Here is a 26,474-nt window from a genome sequence, read left to right as displayed (position 1 = left end):
ATATCTTTTAAATACCTCGCCCGGCAGTCAAAACAAGCCGAAGCGAGGTATTTTTTGTTACTTTGTACTTCCATTTTCAGCATTTAATAGAATCCCGTTTTTATAATGTCACAGCCAAAAGTAGTATTAGCGTTCAGCGGAGGATTAGATACCTCCTTTTGTGTTAAATATTTAGCCGAGGATAAAGGTTATGAAGTTCATTCTGTTCTGGTGGATACCGGCGGCTTTTCCGAAGAAGAACTGAAAACGATTGAAGCCAACGCATACGCTCTTGGCGTAAAAAAACATGCAACGATTTCCAAGACCAGCGATTATTATAATGATTGCATCAAATATCTGATCTTCGGAAATATCCTTAAAAATAATACTTACCCGCTTTCCGTAAGTGCAGAACGCGTGTTCCAGGCGGTTGCCGTTGCGGAATATGCCAAAGAAATAGGCGCCAGTGCCATTGCACACGGAAGTACAGGCGCCGGAAACGATCAGGTTCGTTTTGATATGGCTTTTCGTATCATCATTCCGGAAGCTGAAATCATTACGCCGATCCGTGACCTTAAACTTTCCCGCGAAGCCGAAATCGAATATCTGACCAACAAAGGCGTCGGACGTGAATGGGCAAAAGCGGCTTATAGCATCAATAAAGGACTTTGGGGAACTTCCGTCGGTGGAAAAGAGACATTGACTTCTGAACAATACCTGCCGGAATCGGCATGGCCTACGCAGGTTTCCAAAACCGAGCCGGAAACCATTACGCTTGAATTTATAAAAGGCGAACTGAAAGCCGTTGCCGGAGAAACTTTTGACAATCCGGTTCAGGCCATTCAGAAACTTGCCGCCATTGCACAGCCTTTCGGAATCGGGCGGGATATTCATGTTGGTGATACGATTATCGGTATCAAAGGCCGTGTCGGTTTTGAAGCTGCCGCGCCGCTGATTATTATCAAAGCGCATCATACGCTGGAAAAACATGTGCTGAGCGAACAGCAGCTTTACTGGAAAGAACAGCTTTCAAACTGGTACGGAAGCCTGCTGCACAAAGGTCAGTTTGTAGAACCGGTGATGCGCAACATTGAAACTTTCCTGACGGACACGCAATCGCATGTTACAGGAAAAGTCCATGTTTTTCTGGCACCATATCGTTTTCATGTGGAAGGAATCGAATCGCCGTTTGATCTGATGTCTTCCAAATTCGGCAGCTACGGCGAAATGAACAATGCCTGGACTGGTGACGACGTCCGCGGTTTTTCGAAAGTAGCTTCCAATCAGGTAATGATTTATCAGAAAGTAAGTGAGTCCTTAGAAAGTTAATCATTTAATATATGGACTCATTAACACATAGTACTGCAAATTCTATTAATATAGGAATAATTGGTGCGGCGGGATACACAGGCGGAGAACTGATCCGAATTCTGATTAATCATCCCAATGTAAATATTGCTTTTGCACATAGTAAAAGTCAGGCTGGGAAACCGGTTTATGCCACGCATACGGATCTTCTGGGCGATACAGAACTGGTTTTTACCGGAAATGATATGCAGGAATTACTGAATGCAACGGATCTTCATGCCATTTTCCTTTGTTCCGGACATGGAGAATCAAAAAAGTTTTTGTCAGAATTTACGGTTCCGGAATCTGTAAAAATCATTGACCTGAGTACCGATTTCCGCAATGAGTCGGAAGGCTTTATTTACGGATTGCCTGAATTGCAGAAAGACAAAATCAGAACTGCCCGTAAAATTGCCAATCCGGGCTGTTTTGCAACCAGTATTGAACTTGCTATTCTGCCATTGGCCAATGCGGGTTTAATTAACGATGAAATTCATGTCAGTGCCGTTACGGGAAGTACAGGCGCAGGTCAGGCATTGAGCCCGACAACACATTTTACCTGGCGGAACAACAATATGTCTGTTTACAAGGCATTTACGCATCAGCATCTGACCGAAATCAAGATGAGCGTAGGCAGGCTTCAGAATGGATTTGACAAAGCCATCAACTTCATTCCGTATCGCGGCGATTACACGCGCGGCATTATGGCCAATGTTTATACCACCTTCAGCGGCACCATTGAAGAAGCAAAAAATCTTTATAAGGACTTTTATGCTTCGCATCCATTTACGCATGTAAGCGATGCACCGGTTGATCTGAAACAGGTTGTCAATACTAACAAATGCCTCATCAGCCTGGAAGTGCATGACGGAAAGTTGCTGGTTACAAGCATTATAGACAATCTTACAAAAGGTGCTTCCGGACAGGCGGTACAAAACCTGAATCTGCTTTTCGGATTGCCGGAAGATGCCGGATTAAGACTGAAAGCACCTGCTTTTTAATTGTTAAATAAAATCAGAAGACATCTTAATCAAACGGAAATGTCACATTTATTTGATGTATACCCTATTTACGATATAGAGCCGGTCAAGGCGCAGGGAAGTTATTTATGGGACCAGAACGGGACCAAATACCTTGATCTGTACGGCGGCCATGCAGTTATTTCGGTTGGTCACTGCCATCCGTATTACGTAGAAATGCTGACCAAACAGCTTCATGCAATCAGCTTTTACTCCAATTCGGTTAAAATATCCTTGCAGGAAGAACTTGCTGAAAAGCTCGGTGCGCTTTCCGGACATCCTGATTACAAGCTGTTTTTATGCAATTCGGGAGCGGAAGCCAACGAAAATGCGCTGAAACTGGCCTCTTTTCATAATGGACGCACCAAGGTTGTTTCCTTTACAAAATCCTTTCACGGACGTACTGCAGGCGCTGTGGCTGCAACGGACAATCCGTCCATTGTTGCTCCGGTAAATTATAACAAGCACGTTACTTTCCTGCCTTTCAACGATGTTGAGTCGCTGGAACAAGGCATTACAGATGAAGTTTGTGCCGTTATCGTAGAAGGGATTCAGGGCGTTGGCGGGATCAATGTTTGTACGGACGAGTTTTTACAGGCATTGAGAAGCAAATGCGACGAAACCGGTGCTATTCTCATTATGGACAGCGTACAATGCGGTTACGGGCGTACCGGAAAGTTCTTTTCTTTCCAGTTCAGCGGAATTGAAGCGGACATTATTTCCATGGCAAAAGGAATGGGCAACGGGTTTCCGATCGGCGGAATCCTGATTTCTCCCAAATTCAAGGCAAGCTACGGTTTGCTGGGAACTACTTTCGGAGGAAATCACCTGGCATGTGCCGCCGGCGTTGCTGTTCTGGATATCATGAAAGATGAAAACCTGATGGAAAATGCTGCTGAAATCGGCAACTATCTTTTTAGAGGAATTGAGGAAATCGGCGGATACAAGGAACTGAGAGGGCGCGGGCTGATGATTGGGATAGAATACGATTTTGCCGTGAAAGATTTACGGAATAAACTGCTGTTTGAACACAAAATGTTTACAGGAGTTGCCGGCGCGAATACAATTCGTTTGCTGCCTTCGCTGGCATTGGGCAAAAATGAAGCCGATATGTTCCTGGAAGCATTGAGAAAAGAAGTATCGGTTGCTGCCGTTTGAAATTAATAATTACACCTGAATATTGATATAAAAGGAACGGTACCTATCCGGAACTTTGCTACTGATCTGAACTGATGAAACATTTTCTTTCCATAAAAGACGTAACCGACCTGAATCAGCTTATTACAAACGGCATCGCTGCAAAGCGTGATCCTTTTGTCAATATTGGGCTTGGTAAAAACAAAACAATCGGACTCCTGTTTTTCAATTCCAGCTTAAGAACCCGGATCAGCACGCAAAAGGCGGCGCAAAATCTCGGACTTAATGTGATTACGATGAATGTAGGACAGGATGGCTGGGGTCTGGAAATGGAAGAAGGCGTCATCATGAACGGCGACAAAGCGGAACATGTAAAGGAAGCAGCGGCGGTAATCGGCAGCTATTGTGACATCATCGGAATCCGTTCCTTTGCAGGTCTTCAGGATCGGGAAAAAGACTATTCTGAAATTGTTTTCGAACAGTTTAAAAAATACGCCGACGTTCCGATTGTCAATCTTGAATCTGCCACAAGGCATCCGCTGCAGTCGTTGGCGGATTGTATTACCATTGAAGAATTCAAGATCAAACAGCGTCCCAAAGTCGTGCTGACGTGGCTTCCGCACTTCAAGGCGTTGCCGCAGGCCGTTGCCAACTCCTTTTGCGAATGGATGAACCCGATGGATGTTGAGCTGGTTATCACACACCCCGAAGGCTACGATCTGGCACCGGAATTTGTCGGAAAAGGCCAGGTTATTTACGATCAGGACAAAGCATTGGAAGGTGCCGACTTCGTGTACGGGAAAAACTGGTCGTCTTATCAGCATTACGGACAAGTACTCACAAGCGATCCTTCCTGGATGATTACCGAAGCCAAGATGGCTTTGACAGACAATGGAAAATTCATGCACTGCCTGCCTTTACGGCGCAATATGAAGGTTGCCGATGAAGTGCTGGACGGCCCAAGGTCTCTTGTTATTGAACAGGCGGCAAACCGCGAGTGGTCTGCGCAGGCTGTACTTCGCGAAGTGCTGCTGGGATTATAAAGAATTACACTTTCGGAAACGAACTTTTAAAGATCAGGATGCAGTTAATATGAAATACGGCATCTTCAAAATACCTGAAAACAAATACTTGTAATGAGTACCGAAATACTGACTCAGCCTCTAAGAACGACTAAAAAATCAATTCATAAAACGGGCGTTCTGATTGTAAATCTGGGAACGCCGGATACGCCTTCTGTTCCTGACGTACGTAAATATTTGCGTCAGTTTCTGATGGATGAAAGGGTTATAGATATTCCTTATCTGAACAGATGGATGCTTATCAATCTGATTATTGCGCCGTTCCGTGCCCCGAAATCTGCAAAAGTTTACAAGCAGCTCTGGCGCCCGGATGGCTCTCCTCTGAAAATCTATGGCTATTCGGTAAAAGACAAACTGCAGAAAGTGCTTGGAAACGATTATGTCGTAGAACTTGCCATGCGTTATCAAAGTCCGAGCATTGAAAACGGACTGAAAGAATTAAGAAAACAATGCCTTTCCGAGATTATTGTTGTTCCGTTCTTTCCGCAGTACGCCTCTGCCTCAACGGGTTCGGTTTACAAGGAAGTCATGCGCGTTGTGCAGGACTGGGAAGTGCTTCCTGAAATCCGCTTTGTAAACCGCTTTCTGGATCATCCCAAATTCATAGAGGGCTTTGTGAATCTGGGCAAAAAATACATGGCCGAACGCGATTATGACCATTTTGTATTCAGTTATCACGGCTTGCCCGAAAGACAGATTACAAAAGGGGATGTTACCGGCAGTTTTTGTCAGTTCGGAAGCTGCTGCAATCAGCTTGATCACAGAAACCAGCATTGTTACCGCGCCCAATGCTTTGAAACCACACGTCTTCTGGTAAAAGGATTAGGAATTCCAGAAGGAAAATACACAACCTGTTTTCAGTCCCGGCTGGGCAAAAATCCTTGGATCAAGCCTTACACGGATGAAGTAATTCCTGAACTGACCAAAAAAGGCGTAAAGAATGCACTGGCATTTTCACCGGCTTTTGTCTCTGATTGCCTGGAAACGACGATTGAAGTGGGCGAAGAGTATAAAGAATTGTTTGAAAAAGAAGGCGGCATTCACTGGCAGCTTGTAGAAAGCCTGAATGACAGCGATATCTGGATTGAAGCGCTGGAAGATATGATTAAAAATCCGGCTGTATAATACAGCCGGATTTGGATTTTATAAAGCGATGCTTTCTTTCCGGTACAATGCCGCAAGCGTATTTACCGCATAATCTATTTCTTCTTCGGTATTGTATTTGCCAAATGAAAAACGGACGTTGGCGCGGTCCGGATCAATCTGCAGTTCATTCAGCACATGCGAACCGATTTCTGTTCCGCTCGAACAGGCGCTGCCGCCGGACACGGCAATTCCGGCAATATCCAGATTAAACAACAGCATATCACTGATTTCAGACGGCGGAAGACTTACATTCAGAACCGTATAAAGGCTTTTATCAAGATCGGCCGAATTGCCATTGAAAGTAACGCCTTCAATATGCTCGCGCAGTTTCTCAATCATGCGTGCTTTAAGCCCTTTGATATGCTTTTCATGCGAGTCCATGTCACGATAAGCAATTTCCAGTGCCTTGGCGAGACCAACGATTCCGTAAATATTTTCCGTTCCGCCCCGCATGTTGCGCTCCTGAGCACCTCCGTGTACAAACGGCACTATTTTGATGCCCGGCCTAACGTATAAAAACCCTACTCCTTTCGGGCCATTGAACTTGTGCGCAGCTCCGACAATGAAATTGGTCTTTAATTGCTGCAGATCATGTTTGTAATGGCCCATTGTCTGTACCGTGTCACAGTGAAAAACCGCATTATATTTTTCACAGATTGCTCCTGCTAAATCCAGATCAAGCAGATTGCCGATCTCATTGTTGCCGTGCATTAAAGAAACGAGAGAACGCGGATTTGAACCCAGCAATGTTTCCAGATGCTCAAGATCTACTTCTCCTTTTTCATTGATATCCACATAACTAAGCTCGATTTGGCCAGCTTTATGAAGATGTTCCAGCGTATGCAAAACGGCATGGTGCTCGATGCGGGAAGTAACGGCATGTTTCAGTCTGAGTGTTTCAATGCTGGAACGAATCGCCGTATTATCCGCTTCGGTACCGCCCGAGGTGAAGAATATTTCAGCAGGCGCTGCATTCAGAATACCTGCAATACTCTTTCTTGCTCTTTCTATTGCCGAACGTGCTGCCCGGCCCTGTGAATGAATGGAGGACGGATTGCCATATTGTTCCGTCATAATGGGCAACATTACTTCCAGTACTTCCGGATCAAGGCGGGTAGTGGCAGCATTATCGAGGTAAACTTTCATACTCAATAATTTAATAAGTTAAACAAGGGCATGAAACCAAAGTCTAACTTCATTTTAACAAAAATCACCCGCGGAACGGGTGAAGGTATTTTTGCAATATGCGATCATCAAACCGGATTGCTGTTAATTCTTGGGTTCCGAAATAATTTCCTTGATGTCAGAAATAATCTTATTGGCAAGGTTCGTAGCGGTTGTCTGCGTTTCCGATTCGGAATATATCCGGATGATCGGCTCTGTATTGGATTTTCGTAAATGTACCCATTCCCGGTCAAACTCAATACGCACGCCATCAATCGTATTCAGCGGTTGTTTGGAATACCTCGCCTGAATGCGGCTCAATATGTTATCAACGTTGATTTCAGGCGTGAGTTCAATTTTATTTTTTGAAATATAGTAATTGGGATAAGACCTGCGCAGCACAGAAGCAGTTTTTCCGAATTTGGCCAGATGAGAAAGGAACAATGCAATTCCCACCAACGCATCCCTTCCGTAATGGCTTTCAGGATAAATGACGCCGCCGTTTCCTTCTCCGCCGATGATGGCATTGTTTTCCTTCATCGCATTCACCACATTGACTTCACCAACTGCAGAAGCAAAGTATTTCCCGCCGGCTTTTAGGGTAACGTCCTTCAATGCAGCTGTGGAAGACAGGTTGGAGACCGTATTGCCGGGCGTATTTTTAAGTACGTAATCGGCTACTGCCACAAGTGTATATTCCTCGCCAAAAGGGCTTCCGTCTTCACACATCAGCGCAAGTCGGTCAACATCCGGGTCCACAACAATACCGAGGTTATACGAGCCGTCTTTTAATTCTTTACTGATTTCACGGAGATGTTCCGGAAGCGGTTCGGGATTATGGGCAAAATTCCCGGTCGGTTCGCAGTTAAGCTTTTTTATATTTTTCGGAGAAACACCAAGTGCTTCAAGCAGCATGGGTACGATGATTCCGCCTGTAGAATTTACGGCATCCACAACAATACGAAAATTAGCATTTCTGATCGCGTCAACATCTACCAAAGGAAGGGCAAGCACCTGATTCAGATGCTTCTGAAGATAGGAATCATCTGAACTGTAGCTTCCCAGCTTTTTGACATCTGCAAACGCAAAATCTTCGTGATCTGCAATTCTCAGAACTTCTTCTCCTTCGGACTCTGAAATGAATTCGCCGTCGTGGTTCAGAAGTTTAAGCGCATTCCACTGAATAGGGTTGTGACTTGCTGTAAGGATGATCCCGCCTGCTGCTGCTTCTGCAATTACTGCGATTTCCACAGTTGGCGTAGTAGAAAGACCAAGGTCTATAACATGCAGTCCAACGCCCTGCAATGTACCTGCTACCAGCCGGCTGATCATTTCACCCGATAACCTTGCATCTCTTCCGATCACCACTTTTGTATTTTGTGGATTGGTACGTCTGAGCCAGGTTCCGTATGCCGCTGAAAATTTAACAACATCAATCGGAGTCAGCGCCTCACCCGATTTTCCACCCACAATACCTCTGATTCCTGAGATAGATTTGATTAATGTCACGATCTAGAATTCCTCTTTTTGTTTGGTTGCAAAAATACTAAATTTCCCTCTCTGCTGCCGGTTTTTCTTCAAACAAAAACAACATTCGGATTTGTGTATTTTCTGCCGGTCAAAGCAGCTCTATACTTACGTTTGTCAGCAAACCGGAGCCCGAGTAACCGAGAAAAGAACCCATTACCGGTGCCAGCTTGTCAAAATCCGCCGAAGCTCCCATACTTATATGCCTGTTTACTACGGACTTGCCTTCTGTCGGATCAAAACCCCGCCATCCTGCGCCGGGCAAATATACTTCCGCCCATGCATGCAATTCATGTGCCTGCTGAGGATTTCCGTACAAATAACCGCTTACAAATCTTGCTGCAATGCCGGCACTTCTGCAAGCACTAATGTACAACCGGGCAAATTCCCGGCACGAACCGCTACGACTGTTCAGCGTTTCATCCGGCGAATAAGCACTTCCGAATTCACGATTCCGGTATGTAAACCCGGAACTGATATACTTGCTGAGTTCTACAAGAAACGGTATGGTCTGCCCATTGACCTGATCGGCAATTTCGCTTGCAAAGGTTTCAACCTGAGCAGTCAGGTCGCTTTTATCAAGATAAGGAATCAGATATTTGAAGGTGCTGTTATCGTAAAGAAAAGGAATCCTGCTTGTCTCGAAAGGAAACAGGACAAAGTCAAAAACATTGACAGGCTCCGAACGAACCGTCATTTCAGCTTCCACCATCAAACGGCTGCAAGGCTGGTTAAAAAAATAGACAAGATGCTGAATATTCCCTTCGGCATCCACATTCTTTACGGTTTTGGAAGGCAACGGATCAATATGCAGGGTATATTCCAGCAATCGCTGATGCGGATAGGACCTCGGATAAAGATAAAGTACATGCGTTTTCAGTACAACCGGGGAATCGTACTGATATTCGAGGGAATGCCGGACTTTCAGATCCATAAATTTTTATTTACAATAAACGATATGAATCTGGCAGGAACTGAAAAACGATTGTCTTACCATTAATTCATCCATTGTGTCCTGAACTGTCCCGAAGAAGATTGCCCCATTGACTGGCTTTGCGATTGTCCGGTATCCAGGCCGAAGTACATGTCAAAAATCGCATTGTCCACTTCATTATTTTTTACCTGAAACTGATCCAGATATTCGTGCAGGCCCATTTTGAACACATCTTCCACATCCGTAAATTCCAGTTCGCTCCTGATTTTGCTTAGTGCACGTTCCGCCGGATTGGTATGGCCGCGTTCGGGAATAGAGCCTGCAATGGCATACAAGGAAAGCTCCGCCTGCCGTACACAATAGGCAATGGATCTTGGAAACAGCTTGTCCAGAATCAGAAATGCCACGATGTTCATGGGCGTCAATGCTCTGTGCGTTTGCCTGTACATATTATATGCACTCACCGATTTCAGTACGGCCGTCCATAGCATCAGGTCCAGCGTGGAACCCGAAGTGCCGGAATCCTGAAGAAGCGTAAAATATTTGACATCGAGAAAGCGCGAACATTTGTCTGCACGCTCGATATGCCTTCCGAGCCGGCCAAAATGCCATGCTTCGTTGCGTGTAATGGAAGCATCCACAACACCGTGAAAAAGCTGGCAGTTTTTACGGATGTCCGTAAAGTAGGATTGCATATGGTCCATATTCCGGAAATGATCCGGTGAAGTTCCGCGTATCGAAAGGTAAAAAGTATTGATGCTTTCCCACATTTCCTTGGAAATGGTCTCGCGTATCGTGCGGGCGTTTTCCCGGGCTTCATACAGGCAGCTTATAATGGAATTGGGATTCCGCTTGTCAAATGTCATGAAATGGATAACATCTTCCTTGGTCGGCTTTTCGTAATATTTGTAAAAAAGGAAATGATCGGCAGTTGCAATCAAAAGCGGTTCCCATTGCTCGTCTACATCCGGAGGAAGATCCAACGCAAGATTAAAATTGACTCCTACGAAACGGGCATAGTTTTCAGCCCGTTCCATGTAACGATTCATCCAGTAAATTGAATTGGCAACTCGGCTAAGCATAAATAAAAGGTAATATCTTTAAAATGATTAATCAAAATAATTACTAAGCAGTCAATTCAAAATACCTAATAAAATTCTGCAAATACAAGGATATGCGAAAAGTAATATAAGTTCACAAAAGATTATAATTCCGGTATTTTCCGGTGAAATGCTTCGGGCCTTTCTGAAAAGGTTAATTTTTGTAAATTAACAGGTCTTAAATCATAACCCGTTATTCTGTGTCAAAAAAAGAACAATTTATTGCAGCCATTCAGAAATCGTACAAAACAGACAAGCCCGTTATCCATTTGGGGTCTGCGATTCTGGATGGTGAAATATTAACCGAAGCGCGTGTAAACCTGCCTTTGCGGATGATGAACAGGCACGGGCTCGTTGCAGGCGCCACCGGCTCCGGAAAAACCCGCACACTGCAGTTGCTTGCCGAACAGCTTTCTGCGGCGGGCGTACCCGTTTTCATGTCGGATATAAAAGGGGATTTGTCCGGAATTGCGCAGCCGGGAACAGCCAATGCTGCGATGCAGGAACGCTCGGAAATACTCGGAACTTCCTTTGAACCAAAGGGCTATCCGGTCGAACTTTATTCACTGAGCGGCCAGAAAGGTGCGCAGATGCGTGCCACTATTCTGGAATTCGGTCCGGTATTGCTGTCTAAAATATTCGAGCTGAACGAAACGCAGTCGGGTGTTTTGTCGGTTCTTTTTAAATATGCCGACGACAAGGATCTGCCGATGGTTGATCTGAATGACCTCAAAAAAGTACTTAATTATCTGGCAGAAGGGCCGGGCGCGGCAGAAATCAAGGCGGATTACGGAAGCATTTCATCTTCCACTGCGGGTACGATTCTAAGAAAAATCGTTGCGCTGGAACAACAGGGTGTCGGAACCATATTCGGGGAAAAATCTTTTGAAATTACCGACCTGATCGATCGGGTGGACGGACAGGGCGTAATCAGTCTGCTCAATATTTCGGATGTTCAGGACAAGCCGGCCTTGTTCTCCACCTTCATGCTCAGCCTGCTTGCCGAGTTGTATCAGAAACTGCCGGAAGCCGGCGATCTGGACAAACCGAAACTCGTATTTTTTCTCGATGAAGCACACTTGCTTTTCAAAGGTGCTCCCAAAGCATTTATGGACCAAATCGAACAGGTTGTAAGATTGATCCGGTCAAAAGGCGTCGGCATTTTCTTTTGCACTCAAATGGCGCAGGATATTCCCGTTTCGGTACTTTCCCAGCTTGGAAACCGTGTCCAGCACGTGCTAAGGTCATTTACACCGCAGGATGCAGATGCCTTGAAACAAACGGTGAAAACCTATCCGAAATCCAGCTTCTATGAAATTGACCAGATGCTTACGACGCTCGGAATCGGCCAGGCATTGATCACGGTTTTGAACGATAAAGGAATCCCGACGGAAGTTGCTGCCACGCACTTGCTGCCGCCAACGTCTGTCATGGGTCCGATGTCGCAGGCAGATTACGAAAATCATGTCAGACAGTCAAGCCTATACGCCAAATACAAAGATCCTGTCGATCCTGAAAGTGCTTATGAAATACTGACCCGAAGAATGGAAGAACATGCCAGAACGGAGGTTGTCAGCAAAGAGGAAAGAAAACCTGCTCCCAGAAGAGAGAAAGAAGAAAAAAGCGTTGTTTCAGAAGCATTATCATCGCCGTTGGCCAAGCAAATCGGCCGGGAAGTTGTCAGAGGCGTCTTCGGAATGCTGTTTGGCAAATCCACTTCAAGAACCAGGAAAACAGGCGGTGGCTTGTTCGGGTTTTAACAGATAAAAAGCCACAGCCGTTGATTTTGGCTGTGGCTATAAACGTTGTTAATCCGTAATTTTTACCGAAATCTTTTGCCCGGCTGCAGGAACATCAAAAGCACAATCAGTGAATTTCGGTGCGGAGAATTTCGGACGGAAGTCTTTGCTGAAACCGTATGGCTCCTTTGGAATTCCGACCAGATTTTTATCCATTTCATTGTTGTTGTTCAGATCGTGATAAACGGCCAGTGCGTACCGGCCGGGTTCAAGCTCAAAAGTAGCGTTCTGATTTCCGGCAGACTGAACATCGATCAGCTTGTAGATGCCCGGTTTGTCGCCGCCGAATTTCTCATTGGGCTTGTAGATCCCGATCCAGAGCTTGCCTTTCGCCTTTTTTACATTTGTGATTTCTACATTCAATGTAGTTTTGGGCGCTGATCCAAAATTCAGGAATGCGTACAGAACAGATAAAATCAGTAGTTTCATTTTACGTCTTTGTTTTTTGTTTCCCATCCGATCACACACCTGTGACTGGAAAGTTTATCCAGATTTTCTTTTACTGCGAGCCTGGTTTTTGCATTATCAAAGGCATTGCGGTATGTTTCCTTCAACTCCCTCCGCTTGATTGCTTCCAGGAACCGGCGTGCGTCCTCTTCATTTTCCAGCAGCAGTTCCGGCACAACCGTTGGTTTGTCGTCACTTCCTTTTGCAACCATGGTCACGTAGGACGTATTGGTATGCCGCTGGACGCCGGTACGCACATTTTCAGCAATTACCCGTATTCCGATCACCAGCGAAGTTTTTCCGACATAGTTGACCGATGCATGCAGCGAAACCAGATCGCCTACTTCAACTGGCTCTAAAAAATCCACGCCATCCACAGAAACCGTAACGCAATAATTTCCTGCATGCCGCGCTGCACAGGAATAAGCGACTTTATCCATCAGTGAAAGCAGGATTCCGCCATGTATTTTCCCGCCGAAATTGGCATAGGAAGGAATCATCAGTTCTGTTAATGTAGTCTGTGAAAAACGTACGGAGCGAGGTTCCATATTCATGAAGTAAAGGGCAGTAAAGTTATTTGCTCAGGAAAACCGTTTTGCCGGATTTTGCGGAATTCCTGGCTGCTTCCAGAATTTCAACCACTGTAACATTGACCGGCAGTCCGTACAGATCATTTTGATCCAGCTTCAATCGCCCCTGAACAACGTCGGCCAGAACGGAAAACGGATCGGTATAAGGAGCAGGCCGCGGATCCAGCTTGATCGTTTCTTCGGGCGATTTTTCACTAAGCCTTTGTCTTACAACCGTCGGGTTTACGGCAACAGCATAACCTTTGTTTCCGTAAACTTCCATATCCTTTCTTGCAAAAGACCAGTTCCACGAGCCCTGAATGATGCATTGCGCTTTCGGGTACTGTAAAATGATGGATGCTTCGTCGTCTACGTTCTTGTAAATGTCCGGCTTGTTCTGATGCGTAACGGCCGTTACGGAAACCGGGCGCTCCCCTTTCAGCAGCCATGTCATCAGATTGGCGCCGTAACACCCGAAATCGATCAATGCGCCTGCGCCGTTCTTTACCGGATCGGTCAGTATTTCAAAAAATTCCCTGCTAACACCGATTTCCTTTGGTCCCTGATGACCGTCATTGACCATTACTTTCCTGATATCGCCCAGTTTTCCCTGCTGCACCAGATCATTGACGTACTGATTACTTGCATACCAGGAAGTTTCGTAATTCGTCATCACCTGAATGGCATTCTGTTCCGCAAGTTTCCGGATTTCCTTTGCATCCGAAAAAGTGGTGGCCAAAGGTTTTTCCACCATTACATGAATTTTCCGGGGTGCGCAGGCGCGGACAATCGTAATGTGTTCATTTATCGCCCCAAATGCAGAAACCGCTTCCGGCTTTGTCTGATCCAGCATTTTATTGAGATCGGAGAAAAACAGTTTTTTATCCAGCTTGTATTTTTCGGCAAAAAGATTTACCAGTTCAGGATTCGGCTCATAAATACCGACGAGTTCAATGTCTTTTTTATCGGCGCGGTTGAACACCCAGCCTACATGGCCATGGCTCAGGCCGGCCACTGCAAGCCGGACGGGCGACTGGGCCATCGTACTTATACTTAACAAACCCATAAACAATAACAATGCTGTTTTCATAATTCAGGACAATTTATCAATGATATCTTTAATTACTTCCTGCAGATAAGCGCCGTTATATGGCCCGTACCAGTTCATGGTTTTGGTTTCATACAGGTCGCGGTCAAAATACTTGTCGTGCGTAATGTATCCGATGTACCCGCCGTTGAAACTGGTTACGATCAGATTGAGACCTTTTGTTTTCGCGTACGCATCCAGACCGGCCACAAGCTCGCCGGAGAAGTCGCAGGGCATGCCGACCATCAGCATATTTCCGATTCTCAATGCTTTTACATAAACGGGGTATTCACCGAACGCTTTTTTGAAAGCCCACGGACGCAGAGCAATGTTCATCGTAAGCCGGGGCGTAGGCTCGCGCAGCGGAAGCGGCAAGGTCACTGCTTCCAGAACGGCACCTTTCGCCTCTGCTTTTACCGAATTTTCAGAAAGAATTGCCTGCTGTACGCCGTATGCCTGGTTTTTCACTTCATCAAAATCGTCCTTGCCTTTTTCTATCGGGCCCATGCTTCCTACTGCGCCGGCCATGTACATTGCAAAATTATACCGGTCTTTTTCAAGGGAATCCACGAGCATCCCCGGATAATCGCGCGACAAAACGATATTGGATGAATTCAGGACTGTGGAATGCGCCGCGTAGGAACTCAGAATGGCCTTTTTACCACTTTTTGTCACAAAAGCTGCCGAACGGATTTCCGGATCTATTTCTCCTTCTTCGCCCACAAGCCTGTTCCGGATATCCAGCGAATCCAGGGCTTCCATGTAAGTAAGCTGCGCGGGTTCCATTCCAGCTTTTGCCTTTACAATGACCTGATAAAAAGCATCAGCAAGCCTTTCAACCGTTTCGGGATCGTATTTGCCTGAAAAAAACAGGGACGAAATCCCGGTTCCCCAGCCGCCCACGCTGTTATGGCTGTGGGTTGCGCCGAAAAAGACCTGATCAAACGGGATTTCCTTTTCCGTGAGCCGGGATTGCAGCAATTTGATAACAGTCGGAGGAATAATCAGCAGGTCGGCGGCGACGATTGCTGCTTTTGTAATACCGTTGTCAATCACGATGGCTCTTACATATACCGAATCATGTACGCTGGTGTAAACTTTTCCTCTTCTTTTGCCGTATCCGGCTGTCGGTGTCGGTGAAGGCGGCGTAATATTCACTTTTGCCCATCCGGCCCTGAATTCCTTGTTTGCGCCGGAAGTATCAGGTTTTACCTGACCAATAATCTTTTTCCATTGACGATAGTATGGCATTTCCCTGTAAGGCGTGCTGTCCATGGTTGTGATCATGGTGGCAACAGTGAGCAATAAAAGCAGAATTACTGAACCAATTGCAATAAAAAGGATTTTAACAAATTTCATTTGTACTTTTCTCTGGAAGGTTATTCACGTAAAGATAAAAAAACGGCCTGAATAAAAATGATAATAAAAAAGTGAAGTCTTTGTAACGCCGGTTCTTACCAAAAAACCCGACAAAGCTCTGAAAAGCTGCCGGGTTTCCATGACAATATCAAAAATTATCCGGAATCAGGATTGTTTTACCAGCTGTATGCTGGCAATCAGTTTTACATCTTCACCGATTACAAGTCCGCCGGCATCGGTAAGCTGCATGTAGTTCAGGCCGAATTCCTGTCTGCTGATCCTTCCTTCCACGTCGAAACCAACGCGTATATTCCCTTCTGCATCACGTTCGGAGCCGTTGTATTCTGCATCCAGTTCAATGGGCTTGGTGATTCCTTTCAAGGTCAGAAGTCCTGAAAGCTTGTAGGCGTCGCCTTTCACCTTGTGAAAGTAATTGGACTGGAACGTAATATGCGGATATTGCTCGGCATCAAAGAAATCAGCCGATTTCAGGTGCTCGTCACGCTTGTCCACATTGGTATCAATACTGTTTACGTCCAGCGAAAAATGTATTTCTGCATTTTCAAAATTATTCAGATCCGAAGTCGCCCCGCCTTCGAAGTTATTAAAGGAACCCGTAATTGTGGAAATTACAAGATGCTTGATCTTGAACTGTACATCAGAATGTACCGGGTCTACTATCCATTTTGTGACTGACATAATAATTGATTTAGGGATTTCACAATGCTTATATGGGCTGAAATTAATATTCCTGTATGACAAACGCTCATTAAAATATTTTAATCCCGGATGCTGTAAATGTGATCCCGGATCATGGCACGTAATTTTTTATTTACATGTTATAACAAGATCTGCAAAGCTTATTAAAATCGAACATTACATGAAAATGAAGGGAAGAAGCATATTTACGTACGACGTGTATGCCCCCACTACAGTAACGACCATGTTACGCCCGAGACGTCAGGAAGGACAGTCCATTATGATGGAAGGATTCAACATCGAGCCTTCCGTTACTTTTACAGAGTACACGGATTTGTACGGCAATCCATGCCAGCGAACCATTTTACCCGTAGGAAAAGTAACCATCACAACCGAAGTACAGGCGCAGGTAAATCCGACCAAACCGATTCCGGACCCGGCGCCAGCATACATGCTGGTCGGCGATTTGCCCGATGATGTCATGCATTATATTCTGCCTAGCCGCTACTGCCAGTCGGATCTGCATGAAATCAACATGCTTGCCATGGAAATAGCCGGAAATCTTACGCCCGGTTACGCGCAGGTGGAAGCCATCAGAACATGGATTCACCAGAATATAAAATATCAGTACGGCGTTACAAATGCCAGTACAACGGCGCTGGACGTTGCCCGGAACCGTATAGGGGTTTGTCGTGACTTTACACACCTTGCCATTGCATTGTGCCGGAACTTGTGCATTCCTACGCGTATGACCGTTGGTTATCTCGACAGACTGGAAGTAATGGATCTCCATGCCTGGTTTGAGGTTTATATTGGCGGAGAATGGTATACTTTCGACGCAGTTCAGGAAAAAACCGATGGTTACCGCATTGAAATTGCGCATGGACGCGATGCTGCGGATGTAGCCATGGTTACGCAGTATGGAAATGCAACGCTCCAATCCCTGCATGTGGAGGCCGAATTGCTGGAACCTGAGCCTGCACAGTAAGAATTGAGTACTTACATTTATACAAAAAGGCCATTAACCGGAAGAATTTCCTTTAATGGCCTTTTACTTTATTTAATATATAAACCCTTTATTCATCAGATCACATTCAGCTCCCGTCCTACTTTTGTAAATGCGGCAACTGCCTTTTCAAGATGCTCCTGCTCATGTCCGGCGGAAATCTGAACCCTGATCCGGGCTTTGCCCTGCGGTACAACGGGATAAAAGAACCCGATTACATAAATGCCTTCTTCCAGTAATCTCAAAGCAAATTCCTGCGCCAGCTTCGCATCATAAAGCATAACGGGAACAATGGGATGCTCGCCGGGAAGAATGTCAAAACCCGCATTGGTCATTTCTTTGCGGAAATAAGCTGCATTTCTTTCCAGTTTGTCGCGCAGATTTGTAGATGTAGAAAGCAGGTCCAGTACTTTTATGGACGCTCCGACAATGGAAGGCGCAAGCGTATTTGAAAACAGATAAGGCCGTGAACGCTGGCGCAGTATTTCAACGATCTCTTTTTTTGCAGCCGTAAAACCACCGGAAGCTCCGCCAAGTGCTTTGCCGTACGTTCCGGTAATGATGTCAATCCTGCCCATTACATTCCGGAATTCATGTGTTCCGCGTCCGGTTTTTCCCATGAATCCGCTTGCATGGCATTCATCGATCATCACCATTGCATTGTGTTGGTCGGCCAGATCGCAGATTTTATCAAGTTGTGCAATGGTTCCGTCCATGGAAAAAACGCCATCCGTTACAATCAGGATACGACGGCTTCCTTTTGCCTGAGCCAATTGCACTTCCAAATCTTCCATGCTGTTATGCTTGTAACGAAAACGTTTCGCCTTGCACAGCCGGATTCCGTCGATCAAAGACGCATGATTCAGTTCATCCGAAATAATGGCGTCCTCTTCATTCAGCAACGGTTCAAACAAACCGCCGTTTGCATCGAAAGCAGCTGCGTACAGAATACAATCTTCCATGCCCAGGAATTCAGCCGTTTTCCGTTCCAGCTCTTTGTGAATATCCTGCGTTCCGCAGATAAAACGTACGGACGACATTCCGAAACCATGCGTATTGATTGCTTCAATCCCGGCGCTGATTACTTCCGGATGCGATGACAATCCGAGGTAATTGTTGGCGCAAAAATTCAGTACCTCTTTTCCGTCCGTTGCAATGCTTGCCGACTGCGGCGTGGTAATAACACGTTCCTTTTTATATAATCCGGCTGATTTGATACTTTCCAGCTCCTTTTGAAGTTCTTCCTGAATTGATTGGTTCATAATTTCAAATAAGTATTTGCCAAAAATTAGTTGAGGTTAACTGGCTTATTTATTCCTATAACAGCTTAAAGCTAATCGCCAACAGCTGTTTATGAAAATGTACGCTGTTATCTACTGACAGCCTGATATTTCTTTTTAAGCTCCGAGATCATTTCTTCCGTCATTTTATCCAGACTGTAAGCCGGTCGCCATGCCCAGTCTTTTCTTGCCTGCGCATCGTCTATTTGACGGGGCCATGAATCCGCTATTTTCTGTCGGAAATCCGGTTTGTAAACGATGCTGAAATCCGGGATTATTTTGCGGATGCTTGCGGCAATTTCTTCCGGTGAAAAGCTCATGCCGGCCAGATTATAACTTGTGCGTACTGTAATTTTCTGCTGAGGCGCTTCCATCAGACGGATTGTGGCGTCCATCGCGTCACTGATATAAATCATCGGCAACACCGTATCTGCTTGCAGGAAGCACTCAAATACCTCGTTTTTCACCGCTTTATGGTAAATGTCCACGGCATAATCCGTAGTTCCTCCGCCCGGCATGGACTGGTAACCAATGATCCCGGGATATCTTAACGAACGGATGTCGAGCCCGTATCTTTTGAAGTAATAATTGGACCAGTTTTCACCCGCCGATTTACTGATTCCGTAAACCGTTGCCGGATCGGGGTAAGACCATTGTGCGGCTTCATCACCGACATGCTCTCCGAAAACAGCGATGGAACTCGGGTAAAAAATCTTTTTAACGCCGTTTTCTCTGGCTGCTTCCAGCACATTGAAGTACGTCTGCATATTGATATGCCACGTTTCCAAAGGGTTCTGCTCGCCTTTTGCCGAAAGAATGGCAGCAAGATGATAAATCTGCGTAACCTTGTGTTTCCTGACCATTGCAGCCAGTGCCGCTGCATCGGTTGCATCCAGTATTTCAAAGCGGCCGTTCCGGATTTCAGGAAATTTCAGGTCGGAAGCAATCACATGATCACTGCCGTAAATTCCCCGGAGGTATTCTGTCAGTACGGATCCGATCTGTCCGTTTGCACCTGTAATCAATACGTATTCATATACCATAACAGCATGTCAATAAAGCATAAAACACTTGCAATTTGGCATTTAAGACTATAAAGTTCAAGATTTCAAGCTTTCCGTAACAAATTTTACTGCACTATTACGATCTTGCCAGAAAAATTGCTTGTATTCGCCGAAATTACCGCTTTATCAAGTAACTATTATTTAAATATGGAACAACTGGACAAAATCGATACGAAGATTTTGCGCATTCTTCAGAAAGATGCCAAAAAGACAACCAAAGAAATTGCAAACATGCTCAATCTGACCGTTTCTCCGGTTTATGAAAGAATCCGCCGGCTGGAAAGTCTGGGATTTATCAAACAGTACGTTGCCATTCTGGACAAAAAACTGATCAACAGACATATCACTACGATTTGTCAGGTTTCCATGCGTTACCATAATGAAGCGTTTATAGAAAAATTCGAGCAGGAAGTTCAGAATCTGGAAGAAGTACAGGAATGTTATCATATGGCCGGCCAGGTGGACTTCCTGCTGAAAATCAACGTAGCCAGTCTGGACGAATACCATGATTTTGTAAAATACAAGCTTTCCAAAATTGATAATATCGGCGTACTGAACAGCACTTTTGTACTTAAAGAAATAAAGCACACGTCAGAATTTTATATCTGAGCATTTTCTGAATTATAGAATATCAGAAATTTCTTTTTCCGACCTCGAAGGACAGTTTTTTGCTGCCTGGGATTCCGCCGGATGTAATTCCCTGGATTATTACGTCGTATTTTCCGGTCTGGTCCGAAGTATAAAATTCGACCAATGCCTTTCCGGAAGCATCCGTTGTAACGTCCGGTGCCCAGTGCAACAGATTCCGGAAATCGGGGATCCGGCTTGCAGCGTTGCCGGAATCGTATTTTGGTGAATAAAATTCTCTTTCCGCCTGGATTCCTTCGTATGGCATAACCAGAACATCCGGATCAAGTTCAAAGCCTGCAAGGTCATTCTGGTAAGTTGAAAAACTGACAATTCCTGTAAAAGTTGCCGGGCCGAGATAATAGCGTGCATTCATGAGTTCGATCTTTTTTACTTTAAGCGGATCAAATTCAATGATTTTATCTGCATCAAAAACAGGGATTCCGTCAAGCAAAATCAACGGATCTGTTTTGTAAAACGTGTTCGGCAGCAACTTGTCCACCATTCGGAAATGAAATTCTTTCTGGCTTTTTCTTACAAGAATACCTCTCACGTATTCACGGAGCACTTCTTCCATTGTCGGAAACCTTGTAAAATCATCGAGCATGTACTTTTCATCCGGTACGCCGAAGAATGCAAGCGAATCACTTGACAATGGCTTGTGCTGTGTAAATACCGTTGGCTGGAAAGCATTGGCCGTCTGCATGTTGATCGAACGCGTAAGCAACTGGTTTTCCAATGTTTTATCAAAATAAAACGGCGGCAGCATTACGGCTGAAAACTGCTTTGAAAACGGGCTGGCGACTTCAAAACGGTAAGCAGTACTCCGGTTGTGGTCTGCCTGCAGGGTAATTTCTTTCGGCCCTGTAAATTTCCTGACTTCAAACATGACCTTGCCATTCTCGTCACTTTGCGCAGCGTACAATCTTGCCGGCACGTCCAGCGCTGCCAAAAATGCCTCCACTCCTTTTACCGGCGAGTCATCGGCTTTGTTCAGGATTTTTGCATGGATAAAATGGCCGTCATATTCCGGAAGGTATTCGGCCTGCACAGCCTGGCTTACAAAAACGTTCTCCCACCGGAACTTGCGCCAGCCATGCGTCAGCATCAGATTATCAAGCTGCTGATCCGTTTCTCGGGAAGTATTCTGAAAATAGTATTCAGGCGTTTCCACATGACCGCGCAGATCGGAGGTCAGCCACAGATAACTCGAAATATCCTGCTGCGGCTGCGCATGAATGGAATCCGACAAGTAAATGGCAACGGACATGTTCGTCATTTCAGGAGCCGCAGCTGCCACAGTTGCCGACAGTTCCATACTGACTTTTTCTCTCGTTATAAACGATTTATTTAACTGTGCTTCTATGGAAAGCTGTTTTTGAGGCCGTTTGAAGTATAAGCGTTCGCAGACGGGTTTTGTTTTTTCGTTAAAAATAGTCAGATGCGAAATGCCTTCACCGAGTTTGTTTTTATCCAAAAGGAACACGGCACGGCCTTTGTTGAGAAACTTTCTTTCGGCTACAAGGTTGGCCTGGCGCGTATGGCCGAGCAAATACACATATAATGGTTCGTCGGATTCTACATTTCCGGAAACGGTTATTTTTAAAATGTTATTTGTAGAATCGGTTACTTGCATCGTGTAACCCTGCTCTGCTGCGGGCGGCAACGGGTATTCGTATTGCTGACCTTTGCTGTCCGTAATAACTGCTTTATAACTGCCGTCCTGCGGCGTATGCATAAAAAATCCGATTCCGTTCTTCTGCGGGCTGAATGTCTGCAACGTATCGTTCTGATTGTTCAGCAATACGCCTTTGAAATGTATTCCAAGCCCATCCTGACCGGTGGCGCGGAATGCGACTTTACTCCTGATCTTTTTGACCAGATGTCCGCCTTCCGGGAAAAATTGCAGATCATACTTTCCTTCCTCTTTTACAGTACGGTCGGGATCAAACCTTACAAACGGATTGACGATGGAAACGGATGTTTCGAAATAATAGTCGGGATCAAAATTCTTCATCCAGTTTGTATAACAGCGGACTTTGTAAACGCCGCTCACCAAAGTAGACGGAATAAGAAGCGATCCGTTTCCCCTGCCTTCCGAAAGGGCAAATTTCGTCTGCATCAATGCATTGTTTTCTGCGTCGAGCACTTCAAAATAAGCCACTTTACTCATGTCCAGAAAGCGATGCAACGAACCGCCCAGATTAAAAGCTTTGAACCAGACGGTTTCCCCGATCAGATAAAACGGACGGTCCAGATGAACGTACATTTTTTCCTGGATCCTGTTTTCTGCATATATTTCAAATCGCTGCTGAATGGATTTGACCATGGCATCTTCCTGCGCATAGGCATGGAAACAACAAACAGAAATCATTAAAATGAAAAAAACAGCAATTCTGGCTTTCATGGCAATATTTGTAAACAATGAACATATCTTCTTCACGGCTTTTCCGGATCAAAACCTGAAATTGTAAGTAACCGTTGGAATGGGCCGGCCAAAAATCGACAGCTGATACCCATTGACTTTTCCTCCAACGGTCTGGAAATAAACGGAAGTCGGGTTTTTTCTGCCTAGTAAATTATACACAGCGAACGTCCATGAACTGTGCGCCAGTTTTTTCACGCGGTGATTTCCTTCAATATTCATGGCAACGTCGGTCCTGTAATAATCCGGAATGCGGAACTGATTGCGGTCTGCATAATAAACCCGCTGTGCACCGTCAATAATGTATTTCCCGATCGGCGGCGTATACGGCCGGCCCGTACTGTATGTAAAATTGAACGATAAACTGACGCGGTGCGAAAACCGGTAATTGGAAATCAGCGTCAGGTCATGCGGCTTGTCGTAGTTGCTCGGGTAAAAATTACCGCCGTTCGGCGCATCGGGCGACTCGCGGTCAACTGCTCTCAAAAGTGTGCGTGCATATGTGTAGCCAAGCCAACCGTTCAGCTTTCCGGTCATTTTCTTGATCATGAATTCAATTCCGTATGCTTTGGCTTTGGTCGTGATTACGGCCGCTTCAATATTATGATTCATGATCAGGGAATCGCCGCCTTTGTAATCCAGAAAATTCTGAATGTTCTTGTAATATCCTTCCAGTGAAACTTCCACTTTATTGCCCCGCAGGTTTCTGTAAAGACCGACGGAAATCTGATCACCGATCTGCGGCTTGATGTACGTATCGCTCAGTTTCCAGATGTCTGTCGGCGAAACGGTCATCGTGTTCGTAAGTAAATGGATATACTGGCGTAAAGTATTATAGCTGACTTTCAGCGACAAGTTGTCAAAAATGCTGTAACGTAACGAAGCGCGGAACTCAGGACCGCCGTAGGTTTTGATCTTTTTACCGGCTTCATACTTCTGGACACCTTCCTGATAAATGTAGTCGATCGGAAATCCCGGCAGATAGGTATTTACATTTCTTGGCCCCAGGTACTGAAAAAATGAATAGCGGATGCCGGCAGTTATGGAAAGGCGCGGACTTACTTCAAATTTGTCTTCGATGTACAAGGCACTTTCGGTTCCCTGCTCGGGTTCCAGTTCATCGGGAACAATGAGCGACTCGGCTCCTTTTGGCTGGAAAGAGCCGGGATGTAATTTGTAATAAATCGTGCTGAAACCGAAGTCAACTGTATGTTTCGGATGCAGCATGTAACTGAGGTCCGCCTTGAAGCTGGATTGATTGATATCAAATTTCAGGTCAAAGGAGTTGAGCGGCAAACCTGCTGCGCCCATTGCATACTGGTATTTGCTGTGCGAAGCGGTAAAAACGCTGTAAAGCCTTGCATTGAAAGTATGTTTCCATTTCAATGAAGCCAGCTGGTTCTGATAAGTATAAAGCGTATCGCCGTATAAACGGAATCGGTCGTCACTGATATATCCCGTCAGGAAAAGGCTGTTTTTTTCATTGATTTCATGACTTACATGCAGGTTAACGTCATAAAAGGAAGCCGAACTTTTATTAAAATTCTCATTGTCCAGCGTTTTGATAAGCCAGTTGGAGTAAGTGGAACGGCCACCGATCAGAAAGGAGGTTTTGTCTTTTACAAGCGGGCCTTCCAGCGTAAGCCGTCCCGTCACCAAGCCGATTCCGCCGGAAGCATTGAATTTCTTTTTATTTCCGTCGCGGCTGTTAATGTCCAGTACCGAAGACAATCTTCCGCCGAACTTTGCAGGGATCGTGCTTTTATAAATTTCCACATCTTTCAGCACGTCGGGATTGAATGCCGAAAAGAAGCCGAAAAGGTGGGACGGATTGTAAATGACTGCGTCATTGAACTGAATCAGGTTCTGGTCCGTAGAACCTCCGCGTACGTTCAGGCCGGTACTGTTCTCTCCTACCGATTTGATGCCCGGCAGCGTAAGTACGGTTCTTAAAAGGTCCGTTTCTCCAAACACCGTCGGAACCTGTTTGAGGTTTTTGATCGTCAGTTTTACAGTTCCCATCTGCGTTCCGACCACATTCCGGTCCATTCCGGCCTTTACCGCTACTTCTTTCAATGCAATGACACTTTCACGCATTTCAATATCCAGTTTTCCGTCGGAATAAAGTACAACCTGACGCCGGGTTTCACGCATACCGGTACTTTTTATTTTGACCTGCTGCTTGCCGCGCGGAATTGTCAGCGAGTAAAATCCGAGTGCATCGGTGGAGACACCGATTGAAGGCGAATCGATGAAAACAGCCGCACCGATCACCGGCTCGCCCGTGACCGCATTGCGTACATATCCGGTTATGGTCGAATTCCCGGGCGTGATCCGGTGCTTTTTGATCCCGATTTCATGGATTTTGCTTTCAGCCGTTGACAGCAGCTTATCCTTTGCGTTGCTCTCAGGACCATAATAGGCAACTGCACTCGTATCATCCGTTTTGTCAGGTTCAAAAAGGCCCGGCGTAAGCTGCGTAATGATTCTCTTTCCCTGCGTGATGTAAATCCTTTTCCGGGCATCAATGGCATATTCAAACTCCGAACCCTTGAAAACCTGATCCAGTACTTCGCGTACAGACAAATCCTTTACGTCAAGATCCAGCGTAAGGCTGTCGAAACGGGCGGCATCGTAATAGAAATAGTAACCCGTCTGCGTTTCCACCTGATTTACAAAATCATCGAAGCGTGCAGAATCAAGGCGCATGGTCAACTTCTTTTCAGCAGTCTGCTGCGCATATGTACTTGCAGAGAAAAAAAGCGAACAAAGGAAAACGGTCAGAAGTAAAGTTATTTTCATAATCTGGCTAATTCGTCATAAGCTGCAACAATCCTGGCAATAGCCAGTTCACGGTTCTTTTTGAACCTGATTTTCTGATCTTTCAGCACCTTGCGCAATTCTTTTTTATGTTCGGGAAACAAGCTGAAAACCGATTTTCTGGAATGAACTGCATTGTAACGCCCGTTTTTGCTGATATAAAAGAAATCTTTCTGCGGAAAGAGCGCAGTCACCCTTTTATCCTGAATCGTTTCCTGCCGCTGTTTGGACCGGCGGACAAGCGTGCGGGTTTTTCCGTTGTACAAAACATCGTAAAATCCGGTCCGCATTTGAGCATCTATATTCTTGCCGGCTTCCATTCTTTCAAAACGATGTCCGTTTACCTCAAAATAATCCGTTTTTTCAGATTGCAGCAGCAGATCATCGCCATTGAAATGTTTGATCACAAGCTCATCCTGGAATATATCGTAAAGCATCGGGATGCTGTCGAATAACTGGCCGTCATACAGCACACTGCCTTTTTTCCATTTTCTGTCCAGGAAGAACTGGTGCTCTTCGGATCTGGAATCATACATATAATACTGCCTTCCGTTATATAAGTTCTGCGACTGTGAAGTGGCCGCTTTGTACAATGCAACCGGATACGCTATTGTTTCCCTGGCCGAAGATGCATTTGTAAGTTCGTTCTGGCCAAAAGATTTTACGGCAATACAAACCGACAGAATAAGGAAAGAAGTGTAAAAGCGCATGTATTGTGAAAGTTTTTGTTCAACACAAATAAAACAAGCTGACTGGATGCAGTCCGGGGATGACAATTAAAGTTGTGAGCATGAGTTACATACTTCATTTCAAAAATATTTATTTTATTCAGAAATAATAATTCAAATGTATTAACG

22 protein-coding genes are annotated in these 26,474 nt (G+C 45.3%); 8 read left to right on the top strand and 14 right to left on the bottom strand.

Going from position 1 to position 26,474, the window contains the following annotated elements; all coding sequences use genetic code 11:
* Nucleotides 1–105: 105 nt before the first annotated feature.
* The 5 genes from FEM33_RS08265 (at nucleotide 106) to hemH (ending at nucleotide 5,689) form a co-directional block, all read left to right on the top strand.
* Nucleotides 106–1,308 (top strand): argininosuccinate synthase, encoded by a 1,203-nt coding sequence (locus FEM33_RS08265; protein WP_139011565.1) that lies wholly within the window; start codon nucleotides 106–108, stop codon nucleotides 1,306–1,308.
* Nucleotides 1,309–1,319: 11 nt separating this feature from the next.
* Complete coding sequence (gene argC / locus FEM33_RS08260) at nucleotides 1,320–2,327, top strand: N-acetyl-gamma-glutamyl-phosphate reductase (protein WP_139011564.1); 1,008 nt, start codon at nucleotides 1,320–1,322, stop codon at nucleotides 2,325–2,327.
* Between the two features lie 39 nt (nucleotides 2,328–2,366).
* Complete coding sequence (locus tag FEM33_RS08255) at nucleotides 2,367–3,503, top strand: aspartate aminotransferase family protein (protein WP_139011563.1); 1,137 nt, start codon at nucleotides 2,367–2,369, stop codon at nucleotides 3,501–3,503.
* A gap of 74 nt (nucleotides 3,504–3,577) precedes the next feature.
* The gene (locus FEM33_RS08250) at nucleotides 3,578–4,525 is read left to right on the top strand and encodes an N-acetylornithine carbamoyltransferase (RefSeq protein WP_139011562.1); all 948 of its coding nucleotides are present in this window, start codon (nucleotides 3,578–3,580) and stop codon (nucleotides 4,523–4,525) included.
* 93 nt (nucleotides 4,526–4,618) lie between these two features.
* The gene (hemH, locus tag FEM33_RS08245; RefSeq protein ID WP_139011561.1) at nucleotides 4,619–5,689 is read left to right on the top strand and encodes a ferrochelatase; all 1,071 of its coding nucleotides are present in this window, start codon (nucleotides 4,619–4,621) and stop codon (nucleotides 5,687–5,689) included.
* A gap of 18 nt (nucleotides 5,690–5,707) precedes the next feature.
* Here hemH and FEM33_RS08240 read toward each other — a convergent pair whose 3' ends face one another.
* From FEM33_RS08240 to FEM33_RS08225, 4 genes are all read right to left on the bottom strand, one after another.
* The gene (locus FEM33_RS08240) at nucleotides 5,708–6,856 is read right to left on the bottom strand and encodes a cysteine desulfurase family protein (protein ID WP_139011560.1); all 1,149 of its coding nucleotides are present in this window, start codon (nucleotides 6,854–6,856) and stop codon (nucleotides 5,708–5,710) included.
* A gap of 123 nt (nucleotides 6,857–6,979) precedes the next feature.
* Nucleotides 6,980–8,383 carry a phosphoglucosamine mutase gene (glmM, locus tag FEM33_RS08235; protein WP_139011559.1) on the bottom strand — a complete coding sequence of 468 codons (1,404 nt, stop codon included), beginning with the start codon at nucleotides 8,381–8,383 and terminating at the stop codon, nucleotides 6,980–6,982.
* A 109-nt stretch (nucleotides 8,384–8,492) separates the two neighbouring features.
* Entirely contained in the window at nucleotides 8,493–9,335 is an 843-nt protein-coding gene (locus tag FEM33_RS08230; protein WP_139011558.1) for a transglutaminase family protein, read from the bottom strand.
* Between the two features lie 62 nt (nucleotides 9,336–9,397).
* Nucleotides 9,398–10,417: an alpha-E domain-containing protein gene (locus FEM33_RS08225; protein WP_139011557.1), complete on the bottom strand. Its 1,020-nt coding sequence runs from the start codon at nucleotides 10,415–10,417 to the stop codon at nucleotides 9,398–9,400.
* Nucleotides 10,418–10,635: 218 nt separating this feature from the next.
* On the opposite strand from FEM33_RS08225, the gene FEM33_RS08220 reads away from it, so the two are divergent.
* Nucleotides 10,636–12,195 carry a helicase HerA-like domain-containing protein gene (locus FEM33_RS08220; RefSeq protein ID WP_139011556.1) on the top strand — a complete coding sequence of 520 codons (1,560 nt, stop codon included), beginning with the start codon at nucleotides 10,636–10,638 and terminating at the stop codon, nucleotides 12,193–12,195.
* Nucleotides 12,196–12,243: 48 nt separating this feature from the next.
* On the opposite strand, the gene FEM33_RS08215 is transcribed toward FEM33_RS08220, so the two are convergent.
* The 5 genes from FEM33_RS08215 to FEM33_RS08195 form a co-directional block, all read right to left on the bottom strand.
* Complete coding sequence (locus FEM33_RS08215) at nucleotides 12,244–12,663, bottom strand: DUF2141 domain-containing protein (protein WP_161597083.1); 420 nt, start codon at nucleotides 12,661–12,663, stop codon at nucleotides 12,244–12,246.
* Entirely contained in the window at nucleotides 12,660–13,229 is a 570-nt protein-coding gene (locus FEM33_RS08210; RefSeq protein ID WP_374756423.1) for an acyl-CoA thioesterase, read from the bottom strand. The genes FEM33_RS08215 and FEM33_RS08210 overlap by 4 nt, the downstream gene beginning before the upstream one ends.
* 25 nt (nucleotides 13,230–13,254) lie before the next feature.
* Nucleotides 13,255–14,340 carry a Gfo/Idh/MocA family protein gene (locus FEM33_RS08205; RefSeq protein ID WP_139011553.1) on the bottom strand — a complete coding sequence of 362 codons (1,086 nt, stop codon included), beginning with the start codon at nucleotides 14,338–14,340 and terminating at the stop codon, nucleotides 13,255–13,257.
* A 3-nt stretch (nucleotides 14,341–14,343) separates the two neighbouring features.
* Nucleotides 14,344–15,696, bottom strand: coding sequence for a neutral/alkaline non-lysosomal ceramidase N-terminal domain-containing protein (locus FEM33_RS08200; protein ID WP_139011552.1), 1,353 nt, complete (start codon nucleotides 15,694–15,696; stop codon nucleotides 14,344–14,346).
* Between the two features lie 165 nt (nucleotides 15,697–15,861).
* On the bottom strand, nucleotides 15,862–16,395 hold the full coding sequence (locus FEM33_RS08195; protein WP_139011551.1) for a YceI family protein: 534 nt from the start codon (nucleotides 16,393–16,395) through the stop codon (nucleotides 15,862–15,864).
* Between the two features lie 187 nt (nucleotides 16,396–16,582).
* On the opposite strand from FEM33_RS08195, the gene FEM33_RS08190 reads away from it, so the two are divergent.
* On the top strand, nucleotides 16,583–17,383 hold the full coding sequence (locus tag FEM33_RS08190; RefSeq protein WP_229214142.1) for a transglutaminase-like domain-containing protein: 801 nt from the start codon (nucleotides 16,583–16,585) through the stop codon (nucleotides 17,381–17,383).
* Nucleotides 17,384–17,478: 95 nt separating this feature from the next.
* Here FEM33_RS08190 and kbl read toward each other — a convergent pair whose 3' ends face one another.
* Both kbl and FEM33_RS08180 read right to left on the bottom strand, forming a co-directional pair.
* A complete protein-coding gene (gene kbl / locus FEM33_RS08185) occupies nucleotides 17,479–18,663 on the bottom strand; it encodes a glycine C-acetyltransferase (protein WP_139011549.1) in 1,185 nt (394 codons plus the stop codon).
* 107 nt (nucleotides 18,664–18,770) lie between these two features.
* Entirely contained in the window at nucleotides 18,771–19,724 is a 954-nt protein-coding gene (locus FEM33_RS08180) for an NAD-dependent epimerase/dehydratase family protein (RefSeq protein ID WP_139011548.1), read from the bottom strand.
* 168 nt (nucleotides 19,725–19,892) lie between these two features.
* Here FEM33_RS08180 and FEM33_RS08175 point away from each other — a divergent pair, with 168 nt between their 5' ends.
* The gene (locus FEM33_RS08175) at nucleotides 19,893–20,354 is read left to right on the top strand and encodes an Lrp/AsnC family transcriptional regulator (protein ID WP_139011547.1); all 462 of its coding nucleotides are present in this window, start codon (nucleotides 19,893–19,895) and stop codon (nucleotides 20,352–20,354) included.
* Nucleotides 20,355–20,376: 22 nt separating this feature from the next.
* Here the strand turns inward: FEM33_RS08175 and FEM33_RS08170 are convergent, their stop codons facing one another.
* The 3 genes from FEM33_RS08170 to FEM33_RS08160 are packed head-to-tail and all read right to left on the bottom strand — an operon-like array spanning nucleotide 20,377 to nucleotide 26,327.
* Nucleotides 20,377–22,779: a hypothetical protein gene (locus tag FEM33_RS08170; protein ID WP_139011546.1), complete on the bottom strand. Its 2,403-nt coding sequence runs from the start codon at nucleotides 22,777–22,779 to the stop codon at nucleotides 20,377–20,379.
* A gap of 48 nt (nucleotides 22,780–22,827) precedes the next feature.
* Nucleotides 22,828–25,599, bottom strand: coding sequence for a TonB-dependent receptor (locus FEM33_RS08165; RefSeq protein ID WP_139011545.1), 2,772 nt, complete (start codon nucleotides 25,597–25,599; stop codon nucleotides 22,828–22,830).
* Nucleotides 25,596–26,327 carry a hypothetical protein gene (locus FEM33_RS08160; protein WP_229214141.1) on the bottom strand — a complete coding sequence of 244 codons (732 nt, stop codon included), beginning with the start codon at nucleotides 26,325–26,327 and terminating at the stop codon, nucleotides 25,596–25,598. Before FEM33_RS08160 ends, FEM33_RS08165 begins: the two co-directional genes overlap by 4 nt.
* Nucleotides 26,328–26,474 lie beyond the last annotated feature (147 nt).

Source organism: Dyadobacter flavalbus (assembly GCF_006149045.1).
GTDB lineage: Bacteria > Bacteroidota > Bacteroidia > Cytophagales > Spirosomataceae > Dyadobacter > Dyadobacter flavalbus.
This window is presented reverse-complemented; position numbering and strand designations above follow the sequence as displayed.

Excerpts from the sequence above, each read along its gene's own strand:
- FEM33_RS08265 (WP_139011565.1), top strand. The coding sequence starts at position 106 with ATGTCACAGCCAAAAGTAGTATTAGCGTTCAGCGGAGGATTAGATACC.
- argC (WP_139011564.1), top strand. The coding sequence starts at position 1,320 with ATGGACTCATTAACACATAGTACTGCAAATTCTATTAATATAGGAATA.
- FEM33_RS08255 (WP_139011563.1), top strand. The coding sequence starts at position 2,367 with ATGTCACATTTATTTGATGTATACCCTATTTACGATATAGAGCCGGTC.
- FEM33_RS08250 (WP_139011562.1), top strand. The coding sequence starts at position 3,578 with ATGAAACATTTTCTTTCCATAAAAGACGTAACCGACCTGAATCAGCTT.
- hemH (WP_139011561.1), top strand. The coding sequence starts at position 4,619 with ATGAGTACCGAAATACTGACTCAGCCTCTAAGAACGACTAAAAAATCA.
- FEM33_RS08240 (WP_139011560.1), bottom strand. The coding sequence starts at position 6,856 with ATGAAAGTTTACCTCGATAATGCTGCCACTACCCGCCTTGATCCGGAA.
- FEM33_RS08230 (WP_139011558.1), bottom strand. The coding sequence starts at position 9,335 with ATGGATCTGAAAGTCCGGCATTCCCTCGAATATCAGTACGATTCCCCG.
- FEM33_RS08225 (WP_139011557.1), bottom strand. The coding sequence starts at position 10,417 with ATGCTTAGCCGAGTTGCCAATTCAATTTACTGGATGAATCGTTACATG.
- FEM33_RS08215 (WP_161597083.1), bottom strand. The coding sequence starts at position 12,663 with ATGAAACTACTGATTTTATCTGTTCTGTACGCATTCCTGAATTTTGGA.
- FEM33_RS08210 (WP_374756423.1), bottom strand. The coding sequence starts at position 13,229 with ATGGAACCTCGCTCCGTACGTTTTTCACAGACTACATTAACAGAACTG.
- FEM33_RS08205 (WP_139011553.1), bottom strand. The coding sequence starts at position 14,340 with ATGAAAACAGCATTGTTATTGTTTATGGGTTTGTTAAGTATAAGTACG.
- FEM33_RS08200 (WP_139011552.1), bottom strand. The coding sequence starts at position 15,696 with ATGAAATTTGTTAAAATCCTTTTTATTGCAATTGGTTCAGTAATTCTG.
- FEM33_RS08195 (WP_139011551.1), bottom strand. The coding sequence starts at position 16,395 with ATGTCAGTCACAAAATGGATAGTAGACCCGGTACATTCTGATGTACAG.
- FEM33_RS08190 (WP_229214142.1), top strand. The coding sequence starts at position 16,583 with ATGAAGGGAAGAAGCATATTTACGTACGACGTGTATGCCCCCACTACA.
- kbl (WP_139011549.1), bottom strand. The coding sequence starts at position 18,663 with ATGAACCAATCAATTCAGGAAGAACTTCAAAAGGAGCTGGAAAGTATC.
- FEM33_RS08180 (WP_139011548.1), bottom strand. The coding sequence starts at position 19,724 with ATGGTATATGAATACGTATTGATTACAGGTGCAAACGGACAGATCGGA.
- FEM33_RS08175 (WP_139011547.1), top strand. The coding sequence starts at position 19,893 with ATGGAACAACTGGACAAAATCGATACGAAGATTTTGCGCATTCTTCAG.
- FEM33_RS08170 (WP_139011546.1), bottom strand. The coding sequence starts at position 22,779 with ATGAAAGCCAGAATTGCTGTTTTTTTCATTTTAATGATTTCTGTTTGT.
- FEM33_RS08165 (WP_139011545.1), bottom strand. The coding sequence starts at position 25,599 with ATGAAAATAACTTTACTTCTGACCGTTTTCCTTTGTTCGCTTTTTTTC.
- FEM33_RS08160 (WP_229214141.1), bottom strand. The coding sequence starts at position 26,327 with ATGCGCTTTTACACTTCTTTCCTTATTCTGTCGGTTTGTATTGCCGTA.